General features: G+C 57.8%; 15 protein-coding genes (1 of these 15 cut by a window edge). 10 read left to right on the forward strand and 5 right to left on the reverse strand.

Features of this window, described 5'->3' with window-relative positions; translation table 11 throughout:
* Nucleotides 1-37 precede the first annotated feature (37 nt).
* Entirely contained in the window at nt 38-1,462 is a 1,425-nt protein-coding gene (cls, locus tag PAE68_RS04585; RefSeq protein ID WP_281884548.1) for a cardiolipin synthase, read from the forward strand.
* 216 nt (nt 1,463-1,678) lie between these two features.
* Here the strand turns inward: cls and ligD are convergent, their stop codons facing one another.
* The 3 genes from ligD to PAE68_RS04600 all read right to left on the reverse strand — a co-directional run bounded on the left by ligD (nt 1,679) and on the right by PAE68_RS04600 (nt 4,988).
* Entirely contained in the window at nt 1,679-2,599 is a 921-nt protein-coding gene (gene ligD / locus PAE68_RS04590) for a non-homologous end-joining DNA ligase (RefSeq protein ID WP_281884550.1), read from the reverse strand.
* A 191-nt stretch (nt 2,600-2,790) separates the two neighbouring features.
* Nucleotides 2,791-4,305: a sensor histidine kinase gene (locus PAE68_RS04595; RefSeq protein ID WP_281884552.1), complete on the reverse strand. Its 1,515-nt coding sequence runs from the start codon at nt 4,303-4,305 to the stop codon at nt 2,791-2,793.
* The gene (locus tag PAE68_RS04600; RefSeq protein ID WP_281884554.1) at nt 4,302-4,988 is read right to left on the reverse strand and encodes a response regulator transcription factor; all 687 of its coding nucleotides are present in this window, start codon (nt 4,986-4,988) and stop codon (nt 4,302-4,304) included. The genes PAE68_RS04595 and PAE68_RS04600 overlap by 4 nt, the downstream gene beginning before the upstream one ends.
* A gap of 271 nt (nt 4,989-5,259) precedes the next feature.
* Here PAE68_RS04600 and PAE68_RS04605 point away from each other — a divergent pair, with 271 nt between their 5' ends.
* Nucleotides 5,260-6,111, forward strand: a complete 852-nt coding sequence (locus tag PAE68_RS04605) for a hypothetical protein (RefSeq protein WP_281884556.1) — start codon at nt 5,260-5,262, stop codon at nt 6,109-6,111.
* A 1,536-nt stretch (nt 6,112-7,647) separates the two neighbouring features.
* On the opposite strand, the gene PAE68_RS04610 is transcribed toward PAE68_RS04605, so the two are convergent.
* Nucleotides 7,648-9,009, reverse strand: a complete 1,362-nt coding sequence (locus PAE68_RS04610; RefSeq protein ID WP_281884558.1) for a hemolysin family protein — start codon at nt 9,007-9,009, stop codon at nt 7,648-7,650.
* 314 nt (nt 9,010-9,323) lie between these two features.
* Here PAE68_RS04610 and PAE68_RS04615 point away from each other — a divergent pair, with 314 nt between their 5' ends.
* Nucleotides 9,324-10,265 (forward strand): ATP-dependent DNA ligase, encoded by a 942-nt coding sequence (locus tag PAE68_RS04615; RefSeq protein ID WP_281884560.1) that lies wholly within the window; start codon nt 9,324-9,326, stop codon nt 10,263-10,265.
* A gap of 125 nt (nt 10,266-10,390) precedes the next feature.
* Here PAE68_RS04615 and ku read toward each other — a convergent pair whose 3' ends face one another.
* Entirely contained in the window at nt 10,391-11,308 is a 918-nt protein-coding gene (gene ku / locus PAE68_RS04620) for a non-homologous end joining protein Ku (protein WP_281884562.1), read from the reverse strand.
* 225 nt (nt 11,309-11,533) lie between these two features.
* On the opposite strand from ku, the gene PAE68_RS04625 reads away from it, so the two are divergent.
* From PAE68_RS04625 to tsaD, 7 genes are all read left to right on the forward strand, one after another.
* Complete coding sequence (locus PAE68_RS04625; protein ID WP_281884564.1) at nt 11,534-11,731, forward strand: hypothetical protein; 198 nt, start codon at nt 11,534-11,536, stop codon at nt 11,729-11,731.
* 4 nt (nt 11,732-11,735) lie between these two features.
* Nucleotides 11,736-11,918 carry an H-type small acid-soluble spore protein gene (locus PAE68_RS04630; RefSeq protein WP_281884566.1) on the forward strand — a complete coding sequence of 61 codons (183 nt, stop codon included), beginning with the start codon at nt 11,736-11,738 and terminating at the stop codon, nt 11,916-11,918.
* 83 nt (nt 11,919-12,001) lie between these two features.
* Complete coding sequence (gene thiL, locus PAE68_RS04635; RefSeq protein ID WP_281884568.1) at nt 12,002-13,093, forward strand: thiamine-phosphate kinase; 1,092 nt, start codon at nt 12,002-12,004, stop codon at nt 13,091-13,093.
* Complete coding sequence (gene tsaE / locus PAE68_RS04640) at nt 13,093-13,590, forward strand: tRNA (adenosine(37)-N6)-threonylcarbamoyltransferase complex ATPase subunit type 1 TsaE (RefSeq protein WP_281884570.1); 498 nt, start codon at nt 13,093-13,095, stop codon at nt 13,588-13,590. The genes thiL and tsaE overlap by 1 nt, the downstream gene beginning before the upstream one ends.
* Nucleotides 13,568-14,563, forward strand: coding sequence for a tRNA (adenosine(37)-N6)-threonylcarbamoyltransferase complex dimerization subunit type 1 TsaB (tsaB, locus tag PAE68_RS04645; RefSeq protein WP_281884571.1), 996 nt, complete (start codon nt 13,568-13,570; stop codon nt 14,561-14,563). Before tsaE ends, tsaB begins: the two co-directional genes overlap by 23 nt.
* Nucleotides 14,564-14,579: 16 nt before the next feature.
* Nucleotides 14,580-15,071, forward strand: coding sequence for a ribosomal protein S18-alanine N-acetyltransferase (gene rimI / locus PAE68_RS04650; RefSeq protein ID WP_397378162.1), 492 nt, complete (start codon nt 14,580-14,582; stop codon nt 15,069-15,071).
* 16 nt (nt 15,072-15,087) lie between these two features.
* On the forward strand, nt 15,088-15,688 hold the 5' portion of the coding sequence (tsaD, locus tag PAE68_RS04655; RefSeq protein WP_281884573.1) for a tRNA (adenosine(37)-N6)-threonylcarbamoyltransferase complex transferase subunit TsaD. 470 nt of this gene lie beyond the right edge of the window; 601 of the gene's 1,071 nt are visible here — the first part of the coding sequence; it begins with the start codon at nt 15,088-15,090; its stop codon lies off the right edge, out of view.

Below are 15,688 nucleotides of genomic sequence, written 5' to 3' on the forward strand. Positions count from 1 at the left end.
AACATCGGCTTCATCCAATCCAAGGGGGAAATCGACGATGCTTTGGCTTGTCATTGCGCTCAGCTTATTTATTTTACAAATTCTTATTATTCTCATCGGCGAATTCCGGCATCCGTCCAAGGCGATGGCTTGGCTCTTTATTTTGTTCATCGTACCGGTCGTCGGCTTCGTCGTCTATTACTTCCTGGCACAGGAATACAGACAGCGCAAGAAGTTTAAGGCGAAGCATCCGGTGAACGATCTTCAGCAGCTCGATAAGCGGCAGAAGCCGCTCGACTATAACGTGGATGAGGATATGATCGTCGGCTGGACGGAGGAGCCGCGCCTGTTCACCTTGCTTGCGAACATTCCCGGCTCGCTCATCACGCGGCAGAACGAGGTGCGTGTGCTGACGAACGCACAGACGGCATACCCTGCGATGCTGGAGGCGATCGAGTCGGCGGAGCGTTTTGTTCACTTTGAATTTTATATCGTGCGGGATGACAAGACAGGACGCGACTTCATGAATGCGCTGGTGCGCAAGGCGCGGGAAGGGGTGAAGGTGCGCTGCATCTTCGATGGGATCGGCAGCTACAAGCTGTCCGATGCGTATGTCGCCGAGCTGCGCGGCGCAGGCTGTGAGGTGTACTTCTTCTTGCCAGCGATGATCGCGTTCTTCGACAAGCGCATTAATTACCGGAATCACCGCAAAATTATCGTCGTGGACGGGAAGCATGGGTTTCTCGGCGGCATCAATATCGGGGACGAATACGTGGGCGGCGACAAGAAGCTCGGCTTCTGGCGAGATACGCATCTGGCGTTCAGCGGCGATGCAGTCTTCCTACTGCAGAATACGTTCCTTCATGACTGGCACTTCGTGAGCGGACAGCGCCTTGCTGATCCGGACCTGTATCCCGAGCATCACGTCGAGAGCCATAAGGCGGTGCAGATCATCTCGAGCGGACCTGACGCGCATTGGGATGCGGTGCTCGAGATGTACTTCGGGGCGGTTACGACAGCGAAGAAGCGAATTTATATAACGACCCCGTACTTCATACCGGACCCGAGCCTGAGCATGGGGCTGAAGACAGCGGCTACGAGCGGGGTCGACGTGCGCATTATTTTCCCCGAGGTGCCCGATTCGCGCATCGTGAATCACGCCTCGCTCTCCTATATGGAGGAGCTGATGCAGGCGGGCGTGCGCTTCTATGCGTATCAGAAGGGGTTCATCCACGCCAAGGTGATGATCGTCGACCAGCTGCTCGCGACGGTCGGCACGGCGAATCTCGATATGCGCAGCTTCTATAACAACTTCGAGATCAACGCGGTGCTGTTCGACCGCGATTCGATCCGCCATCTGGAGGCCGACTTCCTGCAGGATCTGAAGGACAGCGAGGAGCTGCGCCTGTCCGAGTTCGAGAAGCGCCCCCGCCTGCAGAAGGCGAAGGAGGCGCTGGCGCGGCTGCTGTCGCCGTTGATGTAGGGGGCGAGACATACCAGAAGCATACACGGCTCGGAGCGTGGATGATGTCGACGCCGATACGCTCCAGATCATTGACCCTGAATACGGAATTTTAGTTAAGGTTGCGAAGTAGGACGAAGAAGGGATCTCGGTCGGCGACGACTCGAGATCCCTATTTATATGTGAAGCGAGGAGCTGGGGCGGCTGAGTTCGGTAACCGGCCATAGGGATACGGATTCACTTCCCGGACGATGGAAGAATTGACAGCACGTGATCGAGGCTCTGCGGCGGTAGCTGGGCGATCAGATCGCCCTTCTGGCGAAGTCTGTCGACGATCGTCAGCAGGTTGAACTCCCGCGGGTCGGGCCGCAGCGCGACCTCGTCCCACGTCAGCGGCGTCGAGACGCTCGCAGCCAGCCGAGCGCGAGGGGTGTACGGAGCCGACAGCGTCTTGCCGTACCCATGCTGGAGGTAATCGATATAGATACGGGTACCGCGGTGCTTCTTCAGCCGCTCGACGGTGAACAGCTCAGGATGCTTCTGCACCGCATATTGAGCGACGAAGGCGCCGATGCGGCGCAGCTCCTCGAACTGGTATGCGCGCTCGGCGGCGATCGGGATGTAGATCTGGACGCCGGTAGCGCCGGACGTTTTCGGAACGGAACGGATGTTCATGCTGTGCAGGATCTCCCCTATAATCTCCGCCGCCTCCATGATGAGCGGCTCCGGGTCGAGCGATGGATCGATGTCAATCAGCCACTCCACGGGGAGCGCTTGCCCGATCCGATGGAACGACGGATGAAACTCGAGGCAAGCGAGGTTGCCGAGCCAGAGCAGCGTCGGCAGCGAGTCGAGCTCAACGTACTGGATGCTGTCCAGCTCGGCCGTCTTAACGAAGTCAGGTGTCGGCTCGGGCGCATTCTTCTGGTAGAACGACTTGTCGTTCCAGCCGTGAGGGAAGCGGATCGTCGTCAAGTAACGGTCGCGGCAGTACGTCAGCAGGTAAGGGGCGAGCTGGGTCAGCTTCTCGAGATACATCGCCTTCGTGATGCCCATCTCGGGCCAGAGCTGCTTCTCAGGGTTCGTAATTGTAAGCTCGTGTCCTTCAATCGTTATCGTACCCTTGACGGCTTGCTTGCTTCGGACTGATGCAGGCATTGAGATTGTTTAAGCCTCCTTCGGCTGGGCTTGTTCGTATACGAAGTATCGTGTCCCATCGTGCGGAGGCTTACACCGAGTATGCATGGTACGTGTATGGTTCGTGGGGTTGAAGCTGATTCTCGTGGTTCTCGTGCTTCGCTGCCTGTGTGTCTCATAAGCGGCTCAACTAGCTCCCGCTAGCTTCTGTTCTAACCGATTGCTCCACTGCCGCCTGTCACCGGCAGACGAACCGTGAACACACTGCCTTCGCCATCCTTGCTGTCGGCCCGAATGTGCCCGCCATGCAGCTCAACGATAGATTGCGTGATCGCGAGTCCGAGGCCCGAGCCGCCGCTCTTCCTCGTTCGTGCCGCATCGCTGCGGTAGAACCGCTCGAAGACGTGTGGCACATGCTCCTGCGGGATGCCGACCCCATTGTCGGTGACAGTCAGCGTCAATACGTCGCTGTCTGCTGTGACCGACAGCCTGATGCAGCCCTGCTGCGGATCGGTATGCTGTACAGCGTTGTGGAACAGATTCAGCACGACCTGCTTCAGCTTATCCCGGTCGAACGTCCCTTGCGCACGAGGCGGAAGCTGGAGGATGAGCTCCCGTTCGCCAGCGAGCAGCTCTAGCTGCGGCTTCATCTGATCGAGCAGCTGCGCGAGGTCCACGACAGCCCACTCCATGCGGGGAGCGCGGTCCAGCTTCGCCAGCAGCAGCAGATCGCTGACCAGCTTGTTGATGCGGACCGACTCGCTGTGCATGCTCGTCAGCGACGTCTTCAGCTGCTCGGGACGATGCATCGCACCGCGCAGCAGCACCTCGAGGAAGCCGTGGATGCTCGTCAGCGGCGTCCGCAGCTCGTGCGAGGCGTCGGCAACGAAGCGGCGCATCTGCTCCTTCGCTTCCTGCTCGGCCTTGAACGAAGTCTCGAGTCGCTCCAGCATCCGGTTGAAGGAGACGGCGAGCCGGTCCAGCTCGCGCTGTCCTTGCCCGGTAGGGAACCGCTCGTTCAGCTTCCCGGCATCGATCAGTTCGACGGTGCCGATCAGATTGAACAGCGGCACGAGCGTGCGGCGGATGACAGGCAGCAGCGTCAGCAGACCCCCCACCAGCGCAGCAAGTGCTAGCAGCAGGTAGATCATCGTCTGCCGCAGAACGACCTCGCGCATCGGCTCTGTGCTGACGCTGATCTGAATGGAGCCTGCCCGCTGCCCTCTCAGCTCGATCGACCGCTCGACGACCAGCTGCTCGTCTCCATCGTGCGTGCGTAAGATCGAGTAGGCGCCACCTTGACGCTGCTCCTGATAACGAGTTTGCGACTTCTGCGGGAAGCGGCCCGCTTCCTTCGGGAGCTTCTGACGCGACAGGCCGTTCGGCACCGCTATTACGGTGCCCCTCTCATCGATGTAGCTGATCGACGCATCAGGGAAGAACAGCATCGGTCGACGATTCGAGTCCCTCATGTCTTCCGCGAAGCTGCGCCACGTCTCAGCAGAGATGGACATGATCTGGCTGTGGATGCTCTCCGCCTTGCTGCGGTACAGGAAGTCCTTCATCAGTACGTACTGGAGGACGCCGATGACGATGAGCAGCGCAGTCAGAACGAGCAGGGAGCGGGAGAGCAGCTGGAAGCGGAGCGAATTTGGTGCTTGGGATGTCGTTCGCAGTGCCGCCGCTAGACGACGTAACGGTGACCGTGCAGTGCTGTGCTTCATCATGACAGATCCAGCCGATAGCCGGCCCCCCGCAGCGTGCGAATACGCTTATGCTCCTTATCCCCGAGCTTGTCACGCAGAGAACGGATATACACCTCGACAATATTTTCCTCCCCGCCAAAATCATACCCCCACACCTTGTCCAGCAGAGTACTCTTGCTCTGCACGACACCGTGGTGGACGACCATGTACGTCAACAGCTCATACTCTGTCGGTGACAGCGTCAGCACGCGATCCTCGTACGTAATCTCCTTACGTCTATCATCGAGACGGAACGGACCGTACACCGACTCGGCCATCACATGCGGGAACTGATTGCGCAGCCGTGCCTGAATGCGTGCCAGCAGCTCCTCGAAGCTGAACGGCTTGCTCATATAATCGTCGGCGCCGAGCGTCAGTCCCTTCACCCGATCGTCCACCTCGTCCTTCGCTGTCAGCATGATGATGGCGATAGGGGCTGCTTTTTTCAACAGCTTACATACCTCGAACCCGTCCATGCCGGGCATCATCACATCGAGAATTGCCAGGTGAGGCTTGAACTCCTGCGCCATCGCGACGGCGGTCATGCCGTCTGGAGCCTTCTGCACCTCGAAGCCTTCATACATGAGTCCCATCTCCAGAAACTGCAGAATGTTCGGCTCATCGTCGACGATTAATATTTTTACACCTGTATAAGGGCTGTTCATTGGAATTGGACCTCCTCATTGCTCGTCTCACACGTGCGTGTACCTATATATTATAACGATCGTCTCGACCTTTCCTGAACAGTGGCTGAAAATGCAGATCGGACATTCTCGTCGGCGCCACCTAGGAGCATTCAGCAAACGTTCAGCTAACGCTCAAGCAATGCTCAGCCTGGGCTAAGGTTCACTTAAGATTAGAGGTCTATACTCAGAAGTGTCAACAAGGTGATGACAGCAGATATACAACTAACAACATTCCAGAGGAGAGATGAACATGAACACATTCCAGAAGAAAATGATGACAGGTACACTCGCAGCAGCACTTCTTACAGGCAGCGTCGGCCTCGTGTACGGCCAAGCCTTCGCAGAGACAGCGGATACGACTAGCGGAACAGCCGCTACACAGGAGCAGGCGAAGCCGCAGGACGGACGCTTCGGCGGTAAGGGACGCGATGGACAAGGCGCACGCGGCGCTCATATGAACAAGGAAGGTAAGGCTGGCAAAGCAGGTAAGGAAGGTAAGGAAGGTAAGGAAGGTAAGCCTGTAGGCATGGGCTTCGGTAAGGGCGACCTCGCTGCACTCCTCGGTACAGACGAAGAGACGCTCCGCACCGAGCTGAGCCAAGGCAAGACGCTGGCGCAGGTGGCCGAGGAGAAGGCGGGCTTGTCCGAGGAAGCGCTGCTTCAGAAGCTCGTAGAGTCGGAGACGGCGAAGCTGCAGGAGGCGGTGGCAGCAGGCAAGCTGACGCAGGAGCAAGCAGATGAGCGTGTTGCTAAGGCTAGCGAGCGTCTGAAGGAAATGATCACAAGCACGAAGCCGCTGATGGGCGGTAAGGGCCAGCATGGTAAGCAACGTGACGGTAAGCATATCGGTATGATGGGTAATCCCGAGGTGCTGACGACGATTCTTGGCGTAACGAAGGAAGAGCTGAAGGCTGCCACGCAAGAAGGCAAGTCTGTTGCGGATATCGCTGCAGAGAAGGGGATCAGCCGCGAGCAGCTGATTACAGCGCTGAAGGCAGGCATGGATGAGAAGCTTGCGGAGTTTATCGATCGTAAGCGTACAGCACCAGCATCTGCACCAGCCGGACAGGAAGCGCCGGCATCGGAAGCGACTGGCGCATAAGCATAGAGTAGCAGTGGAGTGCAGAACATAGCGAAAGAGGGCGCCCTGAGTTGGGCGCCCTCTTTGTGCGTCTAGAGTGTGGGGGAGATGGGCGGAAGGGTCGCCCACCCTGCGAGCGGTTCCGATAGCGCACATTTCGTGCGCTAATCGGGCGCTGTAGAGGTCGCCCACCCTGCGAGCGGTTCCGATAGCGCACATTTCGTGCGCTAATCGGGCGCAGTAGAGGTCGCCCACCCTGCGAGCGGTTCCGATAGCGCACATTTCGTGCGCTAATCGGGCGCAGTAGAGGTCGCCCACCCTGCGAGCGGTTCCGATAGCGCACATTTCGTGCGCTAATCGGGCGCAGTAGAGGTCGCCCGCCCAGCGAGCGTCCCTGATAGCGCACGTTCCGTGCGCTAATCGAGCGCTGGAGAGGTCGCCCGCCCAGCGAGCGTCCCTGATAGCGCACGTTCCGTGCGCTAATCGGGCGTCGCAGAGGTCGTCCGCCCCGCGAGCGTCCCTGATAGCGCACGTTTCGTGCGCTAATCGGGCGTCGCAGAGGTCGTCCGCCCCGCGAGCGTCCCTGATAGCGCACATTTCGTGCGCTAATCGGGCGCTGTAGAGGTCGCCCGCCCAGCGATCGGTCCCGATAGCGCACATTTCGTGCGCTAATTGGGCGCTGTAGAGGTCGCCCAGCTCGCGAGCGTCCCTGATAGCGCACGCTTCGTGCGCTAATCGGGCGTCGTAGAGGTCGCCCGCCCCGCGAGCGTCCCTGATAGCGCACGTTCCGTGCGCTAATCGGGCGCTGTAGAGGTCGCCCGCCCCGCGAGCGTCCCCAATAGCGCATGTTTCGTGCGCTAATCGGGCGTCGCAGAGGTCGCCCGCCCAGCGAGCGGTCCCGATAGCGCATATTTCGTGCGCTATCTGGCGTCGTAGAGGTCGCCCGCCCCGCGAGCGTCCCTGATAGCGCACGTTTCGTGCGCTAATCGGGCGTCGCAGAGGGCGTCCAGCTCGCGAGTGGTCCCGATAGCGCACGTTTCGTTCGCTAATCGGTCGGCGGAAGGGTCGCCCAGCTTGCGAGCGTCCCTGATAGCGCACGTTCCGTGCGCTAATCGGGCGCTGTAGAGGTCGCCCGCCCCGCGAGCGTCCCCAATAGCGCACGTTCCGTGCGCTAATCGGGCGCCGTAGAGGTCGCCCGCCCCGCGAGCGTCCCTGATAGCGCACGTTCCGTGCGCTAATCGGGCGCTGCAGAGGTCGCCCGCCCAGCGATCGGTCCCTGATAGCGCACGTTCCGTGCGCTAATCGGGCGTTGTAGAGGTCGCCCACCTTGCGAGCGGTCCCGATAGCGCATGTTTCGTGCGCTAATCGGGCGCTGTAGAGGTCGCCCGCCCAGCGATCGGTCCCGATAGCGCATATTTCGTGCGCTAATCGAGCGCCGCGGAGAGCTCGCCCGCCTCGCCCCTTCCCGCGAGCGGCGCACCCCCGCCTAACAACAAAGCCCGGCAGCAGAGAACGTCATCCGTTCTCTACTGCCGGGCCTACGCCTTCGCGGGATACCTAATCCCGCGTCATCGCCTTCACATCCGCCTCCAGCGTCTGTACCGTACCGTCCTCGCCGCTATCCTCCGAAGCGCCTGAGCGCTTCACTGCTTCGATTTTGCGAATGCGGTGGGCGTCCTTCTTCACAACAGTGAAGGTCAGCTCCTCATGCACGAACGACTCGCCGATCTGGATGTCCGGATTCTGTACATAAAGCCAGCCGCCGATGGTGTCAACCGATTCGTTGTCCATCGAAGTACCGAACAGCTCGTTCACCTCGGTCAGCAGCACCTTACCGTCGAGCATGTAGCGGTTATCCTCCAGCTTCTCGATCTCCTTCGCTTCGTCTGCGTCGAATTCGTCGCGAATCTCGCCGACGATCTCCTCGAGAATGTCCTCCATCGTGATGAGGCCTGATGTGCCGCCGTATTCGTCGACGAGCAACGCGATATGTACGCGCTCCTTCTGCATGCGGGTCAGCAGCTTGTTGACCGGCATGTACTCCGGCACCGTCAGCACCGGATGAATCAGCTTGTTGAAGTCGAAGTTGTCCGAGCGGTTGTCATAATTCAAGAAGAATTGCTTCGTATTGATGATACCGACAATATTGTCCTTGCTCTCCTTCGCCACCGGGAAGCGCGTATACTGCTCGCGGCGAATGATCTCGAGATTCTCCTCGAGCGTATTGTTCGTGTATAGACATACCATATCCATGCGCGGAACCATGATTTCACGGGCCAGCATTTCGTCGAAGGCGAAGATCCGGTTCACGTAGCCGAACTCGGTTTTGTTGATTTTGCCGCTCTGGTAGCTTTCCGAGACGATGATCTGAATCTCTTCCTCCGAGTGGGCTTCCTCATGCTCCTTCGCCGCCTTCAGTCCGAACGTACGAATCAGTGCATTCGCCGAGCCGTTCAGGAGCCAGATGAATGGATACATGATCTTATAGAAGTACATGATCGGCTTCGCAACGAGCAAGCTGATCTGCTCCGCCTTCTGAATAGCCAGAGTCTTCGGCGCCAGCTCACCAAGCACGACGTGCAGGTACGTAATGAGTATGAATGCAGTTAGAAAAGAAATCAGGTGCGACATATCCTCACCGACCCCGAGGCTTGAGAACAGTGGATGCAGCAGCTTCTCGACCGTCGGCTCCCCGAGCCATCCAAGTCCGAGCGCGGTAATCGTAATGCCGAGCTGGCAGGCGGACAAGTAGCCATCCAGATTGTTTTGCACCTGCTGTACTGCAATCGCGTTGCTTCTTCCTTCCAATACAAGCTGATCCACGCGAGTGGAGCGTAGCTTGATAATCGCGAATTCTGTTGCGACGAAGAAGGCAGTCAATAAAATAAGCACAGCGACAAGAACAAGATTAAGAACCATCCCCACTAGTCTCCCTTACCATTGTATGGTTTGTAAAATATTCGGTCCTCGACCCGGGCGCTCGGCCTTCGGAGCCTTCAGAGCCGTTAATGACAGGCACGATTCGGCGGAGCTTACGCTGCATTCTGTTGTAGCGTACCCAGACTCCATACATTTGATGAAATCCGTTACAGCCGGAATCGACGATCTAACAAATGTAATACGCGAGGCTTGGCAAAACGTTTCATAAATTTAGGTAAAGCTTCGCATCGTCATTATACTATAGCGGGCATACTGAACGCACACATATATTTATATAGAAAGGGGTCACGCCTATGCCGATGCTGCCGATCGTTCCATTCGAGCCTATAAGTGCTACAGCTGCACCGCAAGGCGACCAATGGATCGCCCAAGTGAAATGGGACGGAGTTCGGATGCTCGCGTACTTCGATGGAGTAGAGGTCCGGCTCGTGAACCGACGGCTCAACGATCGAACAGCTCAATATCCGGAGCTGCATAACGCCGCGGCGTATTGCCGGGCGAGCTCCTTCATTCTCGACGGTGAACTGATTGCGCTCGATGACAAGCGGCCTGCGTTCCATGAGATTATGAAGCGGGACAGACTGAAGAAGGCTGCGTACATTGAGAAGGCCGTCAAGCAGGTGCCGGTCACCTTCATGGTGTTCGACATGCTGTATAGTGAGGGTGAATGGCTGACAGCGCGCACGCTTGCGGAGCGCCAATCGATCATGAACGAGGCGCTCATCCCTCAGCCGTATGTGCAGCCTGTCGTTAACTTTACAGATAAAGAAGGCCTCTTGGACCTGATGAAGCAGCATCAGATGGAAGGGGTTGTGTATAAGGATCTGACCAGCACCTATGCGATCGGCGGGAAGGACAAAAGGTGGCAGAAACACAAAATTTTCCATGACCTGTATGCAGTGGTAGGAGGGGTGACGTATCGCGATAAGCTCGTGAACGCGCTGCTGCTCGGCGTCTACGATGACGCAGGGAGGCTGCACTATATCGGACATGCAGGCACCGGCAAGGTGACGATGCAGCAATGGAGGGACGTAACCAAGGAGGTGGCTAAGCTCGTCACACCAGAGCGTCCGTTCGCAGATGAGCCGGAGCGGGCGCGAGAGGCAACGTGGCTGAAGCCGACGCTCGTCGTCAAGGTACAGTTCATGGAATGGACACCGGGAGGGACGATGCGACATCCGAGCATTCAGTCCTTCGTCGACATAGCGCCGGAGCAGTGCCGTACGGGGCAATGACCTTCGCGAACACTGCTTAAGTAACTCTCCGTCCGAGCTGATGCCAATGCTCTGCGCCTGCCCATGTACAAGAAAAGCCGATCTGCGACCATCGCGCAAATCGACTTCATCTTCATGTTCAAACACTATGACGATACCGTCTCCTTCGCCTTATCCTTCGTCTTGCTCTTCGCCTTCGCCGGTGCCGTCTTCACCGCAATCGCCCCGTCGGCCGTCTTGTTCGTTTTCCCGCGGCCTCCGGTGCCCGGCCGTGCCGGCGACTTGTCCGTGACGACAGGCTTGACCGCCTCCAGACTCGCCTGTAGCGCGGACATGAGGTCGATGACGTTCGCCCGATGCGGCTCAGGGGATACCGTAACCTGACGTCCGGCGACCTTCTGCTCGATCGCTTCGAGCATCGCTGCGCGGTAATCGTCCTTATATTTCTCCGGCTCGAACGGCGTAGACAGCTCGTTGATGAGCAGCTTGGCCATCTCCAGCTCCTTCTCGTTCACGCTGCTCGACTCGGGCAAGTTCGGCACCTGATCGACCGAGCGGATCTCGTCGGGGTAATAGATCGTCTCCATCGCAATGCAGCGATCGATGATGCGTATAGCGGCAAGACTGCTCTTCGAGCGAATCGACACTTTGGCGATGCCAATTTTGCCTGTATCCTTCATCGCCTGCAGCAGCAGATTGTAGGCGCCTGCACCTGTTTCGTTCGGAGCGAGGTAGTACGTTTTATGGAAATAGACGGGATCAATCTCCGTCAGATCGACGAAGTCTAATATTTTAATTTCTTTCGTGATCTCACCAGTGAGCTTCTCCAGCTCATCCTTCTCGAACAGCACGAACGCGCCGGGCTCGTATTCGTAGCCTCTGGCGATCTCATCCCATTCGACCTCCCGGTCGCAATGCTGGCATTTGCGCACGAAGTTCAGTGGCATAATGCACACCTTATGAATCATACGCATGGAGATATCCTTGTCCTCGGTGGCTGTGAACATTTTGACCGGAACGTGAACGAGACCGAAGCTGATAGCACCCTTCCAGACTGTATGCATCAAGCGATCCTCCCTCCGTGAAGCCTATAGGGCTAGTATGCTCGTATCCGCGGTCTGCTGCTCGTGGTGGTTATTGTTAAGCTAGTGTGAATGTGGTTGTTGGTGGTATGGAATGACGCCCCTTCGGAAAAAATAGCCGTAATCGCTGCGCATCCTAGCTCAGCGTGCGATTGTATTCTTGATACGAACTGGACGACACCGTGACGATTAGAGGAGGGCATAACGATGACAGAAGCGAATACGTCAGGCGGCTTCAATTCGAACGATACATCCCATGAAGGTCGGGACTCCTACTTCATGGATATCGACCGTATGATCAACGAAGGACTTGGCGGAGGCATGGTCTCCATGCAGAACGGATTGATCGAGGAGACGACAACGGACACGATGAAGGAAAGTGAGTCCGTTCTGGAGGAGGAGTAGAGGCATGAAGGTGCAGCGCGCGCAGCAAATATTGAATGCCACTCACAAGATCGAGGTCGATCATAACGGCGTAGCTGTCTGGATCGACAGCGTCAACGAGGAGCAATCGACCGCCAAGGTGCATGCCGAGGATTGTCCGGCGGACATGAAGACGGTATCTGTCGAAGAGCTGCAGGAAGTCCAATAGGTTGTCGTCCGTATGTTACGTTTGCAGGTAGAGCAAGGTCAGCCGGTGCAGGAGCGGCTGGCCTTTTTTGGTTGCGGCCAGCGGTGGCAAGGTCTATAATATTGACCATTACGGACTACGGAGGCGGTCGGATGGTATCGGTCGATGAATTTGCACTTATTCGGCTGTTGACGAGCGGGATTCAGTCAGATGCAATGCAGCGCGAGGCCGGAGTTGTGACGGGAATCGGAGACGATGCGGCGGTCGTGCAGGTGAATGAGGGCATGCAGCTCATTGTCACGTGCGACACGATGACGGAGGATGTGCATTTCAAGTCCGTGACGATGCGCGATTCGGATATTGGCTTCAAGGCGATGGCGTCAGCAGTTAGCGATATTGCGGCGATGGGCGGTACGCCTCGCTTCGCGCTTGTGGCGCTATGCTTGCCGAGGACGATAACGACAGAGCGGGTGCGCCGCATGTACGAAGGGCTGTACGAATGCGCCAATCGGTATAGCATTGCGGTCATCGGCGGGGACACGACGTCCTCGGCTGGCGGTATGACGATAACGGTAACAGTGATCGGCGAAGCGCCAAGCGGACAGGCGCTGCTGCGTTCGAGGGCGGAGGTGGGCGATGTCGTCTTCACGACCGGTTATGCAGGTGAATCGGCGGCTGGACTCGATCTGCTGCTGCGTCAAGGGCTGCCACTGGAGGAGTGCGTCGAGGAGGTTGATTATCCAGGACTGGTGCGTGCGCATTGTCGTCCACTGCCGCAGATCGAAGCGGGAATTGCTCTTCGGCAATCGGGGCTGTGCCATGCGCTGAACGATGTGAGCGATGGAATCGCGAGCGAGGTGTGGGAGATCGCGGAAGCCTCGAACGTCGGTATCGATCTGATTGAAGATCGTATTCCGATCTCGGAGGAGCTGAACGCCTATGCGCTTCAGCAAGGTCGCGACCCGCTCGACTTCGTGCTGTTCGGGGGCGAGGATTACCAGCTAGTCGGCACCGTTCCGGCCGCACAGGCTCCTGAGCTGCAGCTGCAGCTTCGACAGCGAGGCATTCCGACGGCTATCATTGGTTATGTCACAGCAGACAGCGGACAGGTGCGTCTCGTGCGGGGCTCGGGCGACGTGATGAGCTTGGAGAAGAAAGGGTATAATCATTTTAACGGTGGAGAGGACGGCAACTAATGGCTGCATACGTGTATTCAGCTGAAGGCGTGTCCGATACGGCGGCTTTGGCGGAACGCTTGGCCTCGTTGTTTAGGCCTGGCACTGTCATCGCGCTGGACGGCGACCTCGGCGCAGGCAAGACGACGTTCTCGCAGGCTGTGGCGAAGGCGATCGGCGTGCCAGGCATCGTTAACAGTCCGACATTTACGATCATTAAGGAGTATGAGGGGACGCAGTTCCCTTTTTATCATATGGATGTGTATCGGTTGTCGATGGAGGAGGCGGACGAGCTCGGGCTGGACGACTACTTCTATGGGGAAGGCGTCACACTGGTCGAGTGGGCTTCGCTGATCGAGGAGCTGCTGCCGCCAGAGCGTCTGTCCATCTATCTGGAGCATCTGGGCGGCGAGAGAAGAAGGCTGATATTGCGACCGAGTGGAGAGCCCTATGAAGCATGGTGCAGGGAACTGAAGGAAAGCGGGTTGTTGCAGGATGATAACGAGCAAGAGGACTAACGACGGTACGGAGAACGGCTGGCTGCTCGCCTTGGACACGTCCACCGTGACGCTGACGACCGCTTTGCTGCATGGAGAGCGACTCGTCGGGGAGCGTTCGACCGAAGCGGAGCGCAATCATTCCATCTACTTGCTCCCGATTATGCAGGAGCTGCTGGCCGATGCAGGCATTCGATCTGAAGAGCTGTCGGCGGTTGCTGTTGGCATCGGGCCAGGCTCGTACACAGGCGTACGCATTGCGGTAACGGTAGCCAAGACATTGGCGTGGACGCGTAAGCTCGATCTGGTAGCAGTATCCAGCCTTGAAGCGATGGCGCTCGGCGGTGCTGCGGAGCATGAGGAGAAGGACCGTGCGGTAGCGTTAGTCGAAGGGCAAGCTGACGCGGGGACTGGTGCGGTGGCATTAGGCGATGGACAAGTAGCGGCGAGGTCTAGTGAAGTCGCATTACGTGATGAGCAACAACGCGATACAATCGGAGCGGGAGCATTAGATGATGGACATTCAGCCACGAAGATAGCGAGTCAGCAGCAACGGGTGATCGAGGAGTTGACGGAGAGTGGCCGTGAAGCTGGGCGTACTACTTGGGTCGTTCCATTCATTGAAGCGAGACGGGGACAAGCGTTCACCGCCCTATACAAGTATTCGGGTGACGGGTGGAGCTGTGTTGTTGCTGACAGCATCCGTCTTGTGGCGTCATGGCTGGAGGAGCTTCGCAGCCTGGCGGAGACCGAGCGGCCTGACCTCATTCTGTTCACAGGCGAGCCTAGCCAGCACTTGGAGTCGATTGCCAGCTTCAAGCTCGCATGGGACGGACAGGTGGAGACGACTGAGCACAGCGTGAGCGCCCGATATGTGGCGGAGCTAGGTCGGCGCCAGTGGAAGCGGGGGGATACAGAGCATGCTCATGCGTTGGTTCCAAATTATTCGCAGCTGGCGGAAGCCGAAGCGAAGCTTCTTGCTAAGCGACCGTAAGGGAGGCCCGCATCGTATGAATAATCAAGCTTTGCAGCAGAGGCGAGAGGAATTGCATTTTCGCAAAATGGCCGAGACCGATGTTCCCGCAATCTGCGAAATCGAGAAGGAATCGTTTACGACACCGTGGACGGCAGCCGCTTTTCATAACGAGCTGAGCAACAATCAGTTTGCAACCTATATCGTGCTGGAGCTTAACGGCGAGATCGTCGGCTATGGCGGAATGTGGCTCATTATGGATGAGGCGCACGTGACTAACATAGCGATTCGTCAGAAGTATCGCGGATTGAAGCTCGGCGAGCTGCTGCTGACGGAGATGCAGCGAACAGCCAGCGCGAAGGGCGCCTTGCGCATGACCCTCGAGGTGAGGCCGTCCAATGATGTCGCGAGGCAGCTGTATGGCAAAAAAGGCTTCAAGTCCGTCGGTGTGCGGCGCGGCTATTATACGGATAATAATGAGGATGCGCTCATCATGTGGGCAGATTTGCCGAAGAAGGGCGATGTATGAATAGGGGCGAACGAAATTGAAGGATGATCGCGAGGCAGCAGCCTCAAGCTTAGCGGATAGCGGGGATAGACCCGCTTACATATTAGCGATTGAGACGAGCTGCGATGAGACATCGGCGGCGGTCGTTCGTGACGGGATTCATATCCTGTCGAATGTCGTGTCGAGTCAGGTGGAGATTCATCAGAAATTCGGCGGTGTCGTGCCTGAGGTCGCCTCCCGTCATCACGTGGAGACGATTACGCTCATCGTGGAGGAAGCGATGGAGAAGGCGGGCATCGAGATGAAGGATCTGTCGGCGATTGCGGTGACGCAAGGACCAGGTCTAGTCGGAGCTCTGCTAGTCGGCATGGTTGCTGCGAAGACGCTCGCGTTCTCGCACGGCCTTCCGCTCATCGCGGTGCATCATATTGCAGGGCACATCTATGCGAATCAGCTGGTACATGAACTGGAATATCCGCTCGTGTCGCTCGTCGTATCCGGCGGGCATACCGAGCTTGTCTATGTGGAGTCCGAGGGACGGTTTCACATTATTGGTCAAACCCGTGACGACGCCGTAGGCGAAGCGTACGACAAGGTCGCCCGGGCGCTGCGGCTGCCGTATCCCGGCGGCCCGCATG

Origin of the sequence: Paenibacillus sp. YYML68 (assembly GCF_027923405.1) — a bacterium.
In the GTDB taxonomy this organism is placed as follows: domain Bacteria; phylum Bacillota; class Bacilli; order Paenibacillales; family NBRC-103111; genus Paenibacillus_G.

Bases quoted from the DNA above. Each gene is read 5' to 3' on its own strand.
- cls (WP_281884548.1), top strand. From the start codon at position 38: ATGCTTTGGCTTGTCATTGCGCTCAGCTTATTTATTTTACAAATTCTT.
- ligD (WP_281884550.1), bottom strand. From the start codon at position 2,599: ATGCCTGCATCAGTCCGAAGCAAGCAAGCCGTCAAGGGTACGATAACG.
- PAE68_RS04595 (WP_281884552.1), bottom strand. From the start codon at position 4,305: ATGATGAAGCACAGCACTGCACGGTCACCGTTACGTCGTCTAGCGGCG.
- PAE68_RS04600 (WP_281884554.1), bottom strand. From the start codon at position 4,988: ATGAACAGCCCTTATACAGGTGTAAAAATATTAATCGTCGACGATGAG.
- PAE68_RS04605 (WP_281884556.1), top strand. From the start codon at position 5,260: ATGAACACATTCCAGAAGAAAATGATGACAGGTACACTCGCAGCAGCA.
- PAE68_RS04610 (WP_281884558.1), bottom strand. From the start codon at position 9,009: ATGGTTCTTAATCTTGTTCTTGTCGCTGTGCTTATTTTATTGACTGCC.
- PAE68_RS04615 (WP_281884560.1), top strand. From the start codon at position 9,324: ATGCCGATGCTGCCGATCGTTCCATTCGAGCCTATAAGTGCTACAGCT.
- ku (WP_281884562.1), bottom strand. From the start codon at position 11,308: ATGCATACAGTCTGGAAGGGTGCTATCAGCTTCGGTCTCGTTCACGTT.
- PAE68_RS04625 (WP_281884564.1), top strand. From the start codon at position 11,534: ATGACAGAAGCGAATACGTCAGGCGGCTTCAATTCGAACGATACATCC.
- PAE68_RS04630 (WP_281884566.1), top strand. From the start codon at position 11,736: ATGAAGGTGCAGCGCGCGCAGCAAATATTGAATGCCACTCACAAGATC.
- tsaE (WP_281884570.1), top strand. From the start codon at position 13,093: ATGGCTGCATACGTGTATTCAGCTGAAGGCGTGTCCGATACGGCGGCT.
- tsaB (WP_281884571.1), top strand. From the start codon at position 13,568: ATGATAACGAGCAAGAGGACTAACGACGGTACGGAGAACGGCTGGCTG.
- rimI (WP_397378162.1), top strand. From the start codon at position 14,580: ATGAATAATCAAGCTTTGCAGCAGAGGCGAGAGGAATTGCATTTTCGC.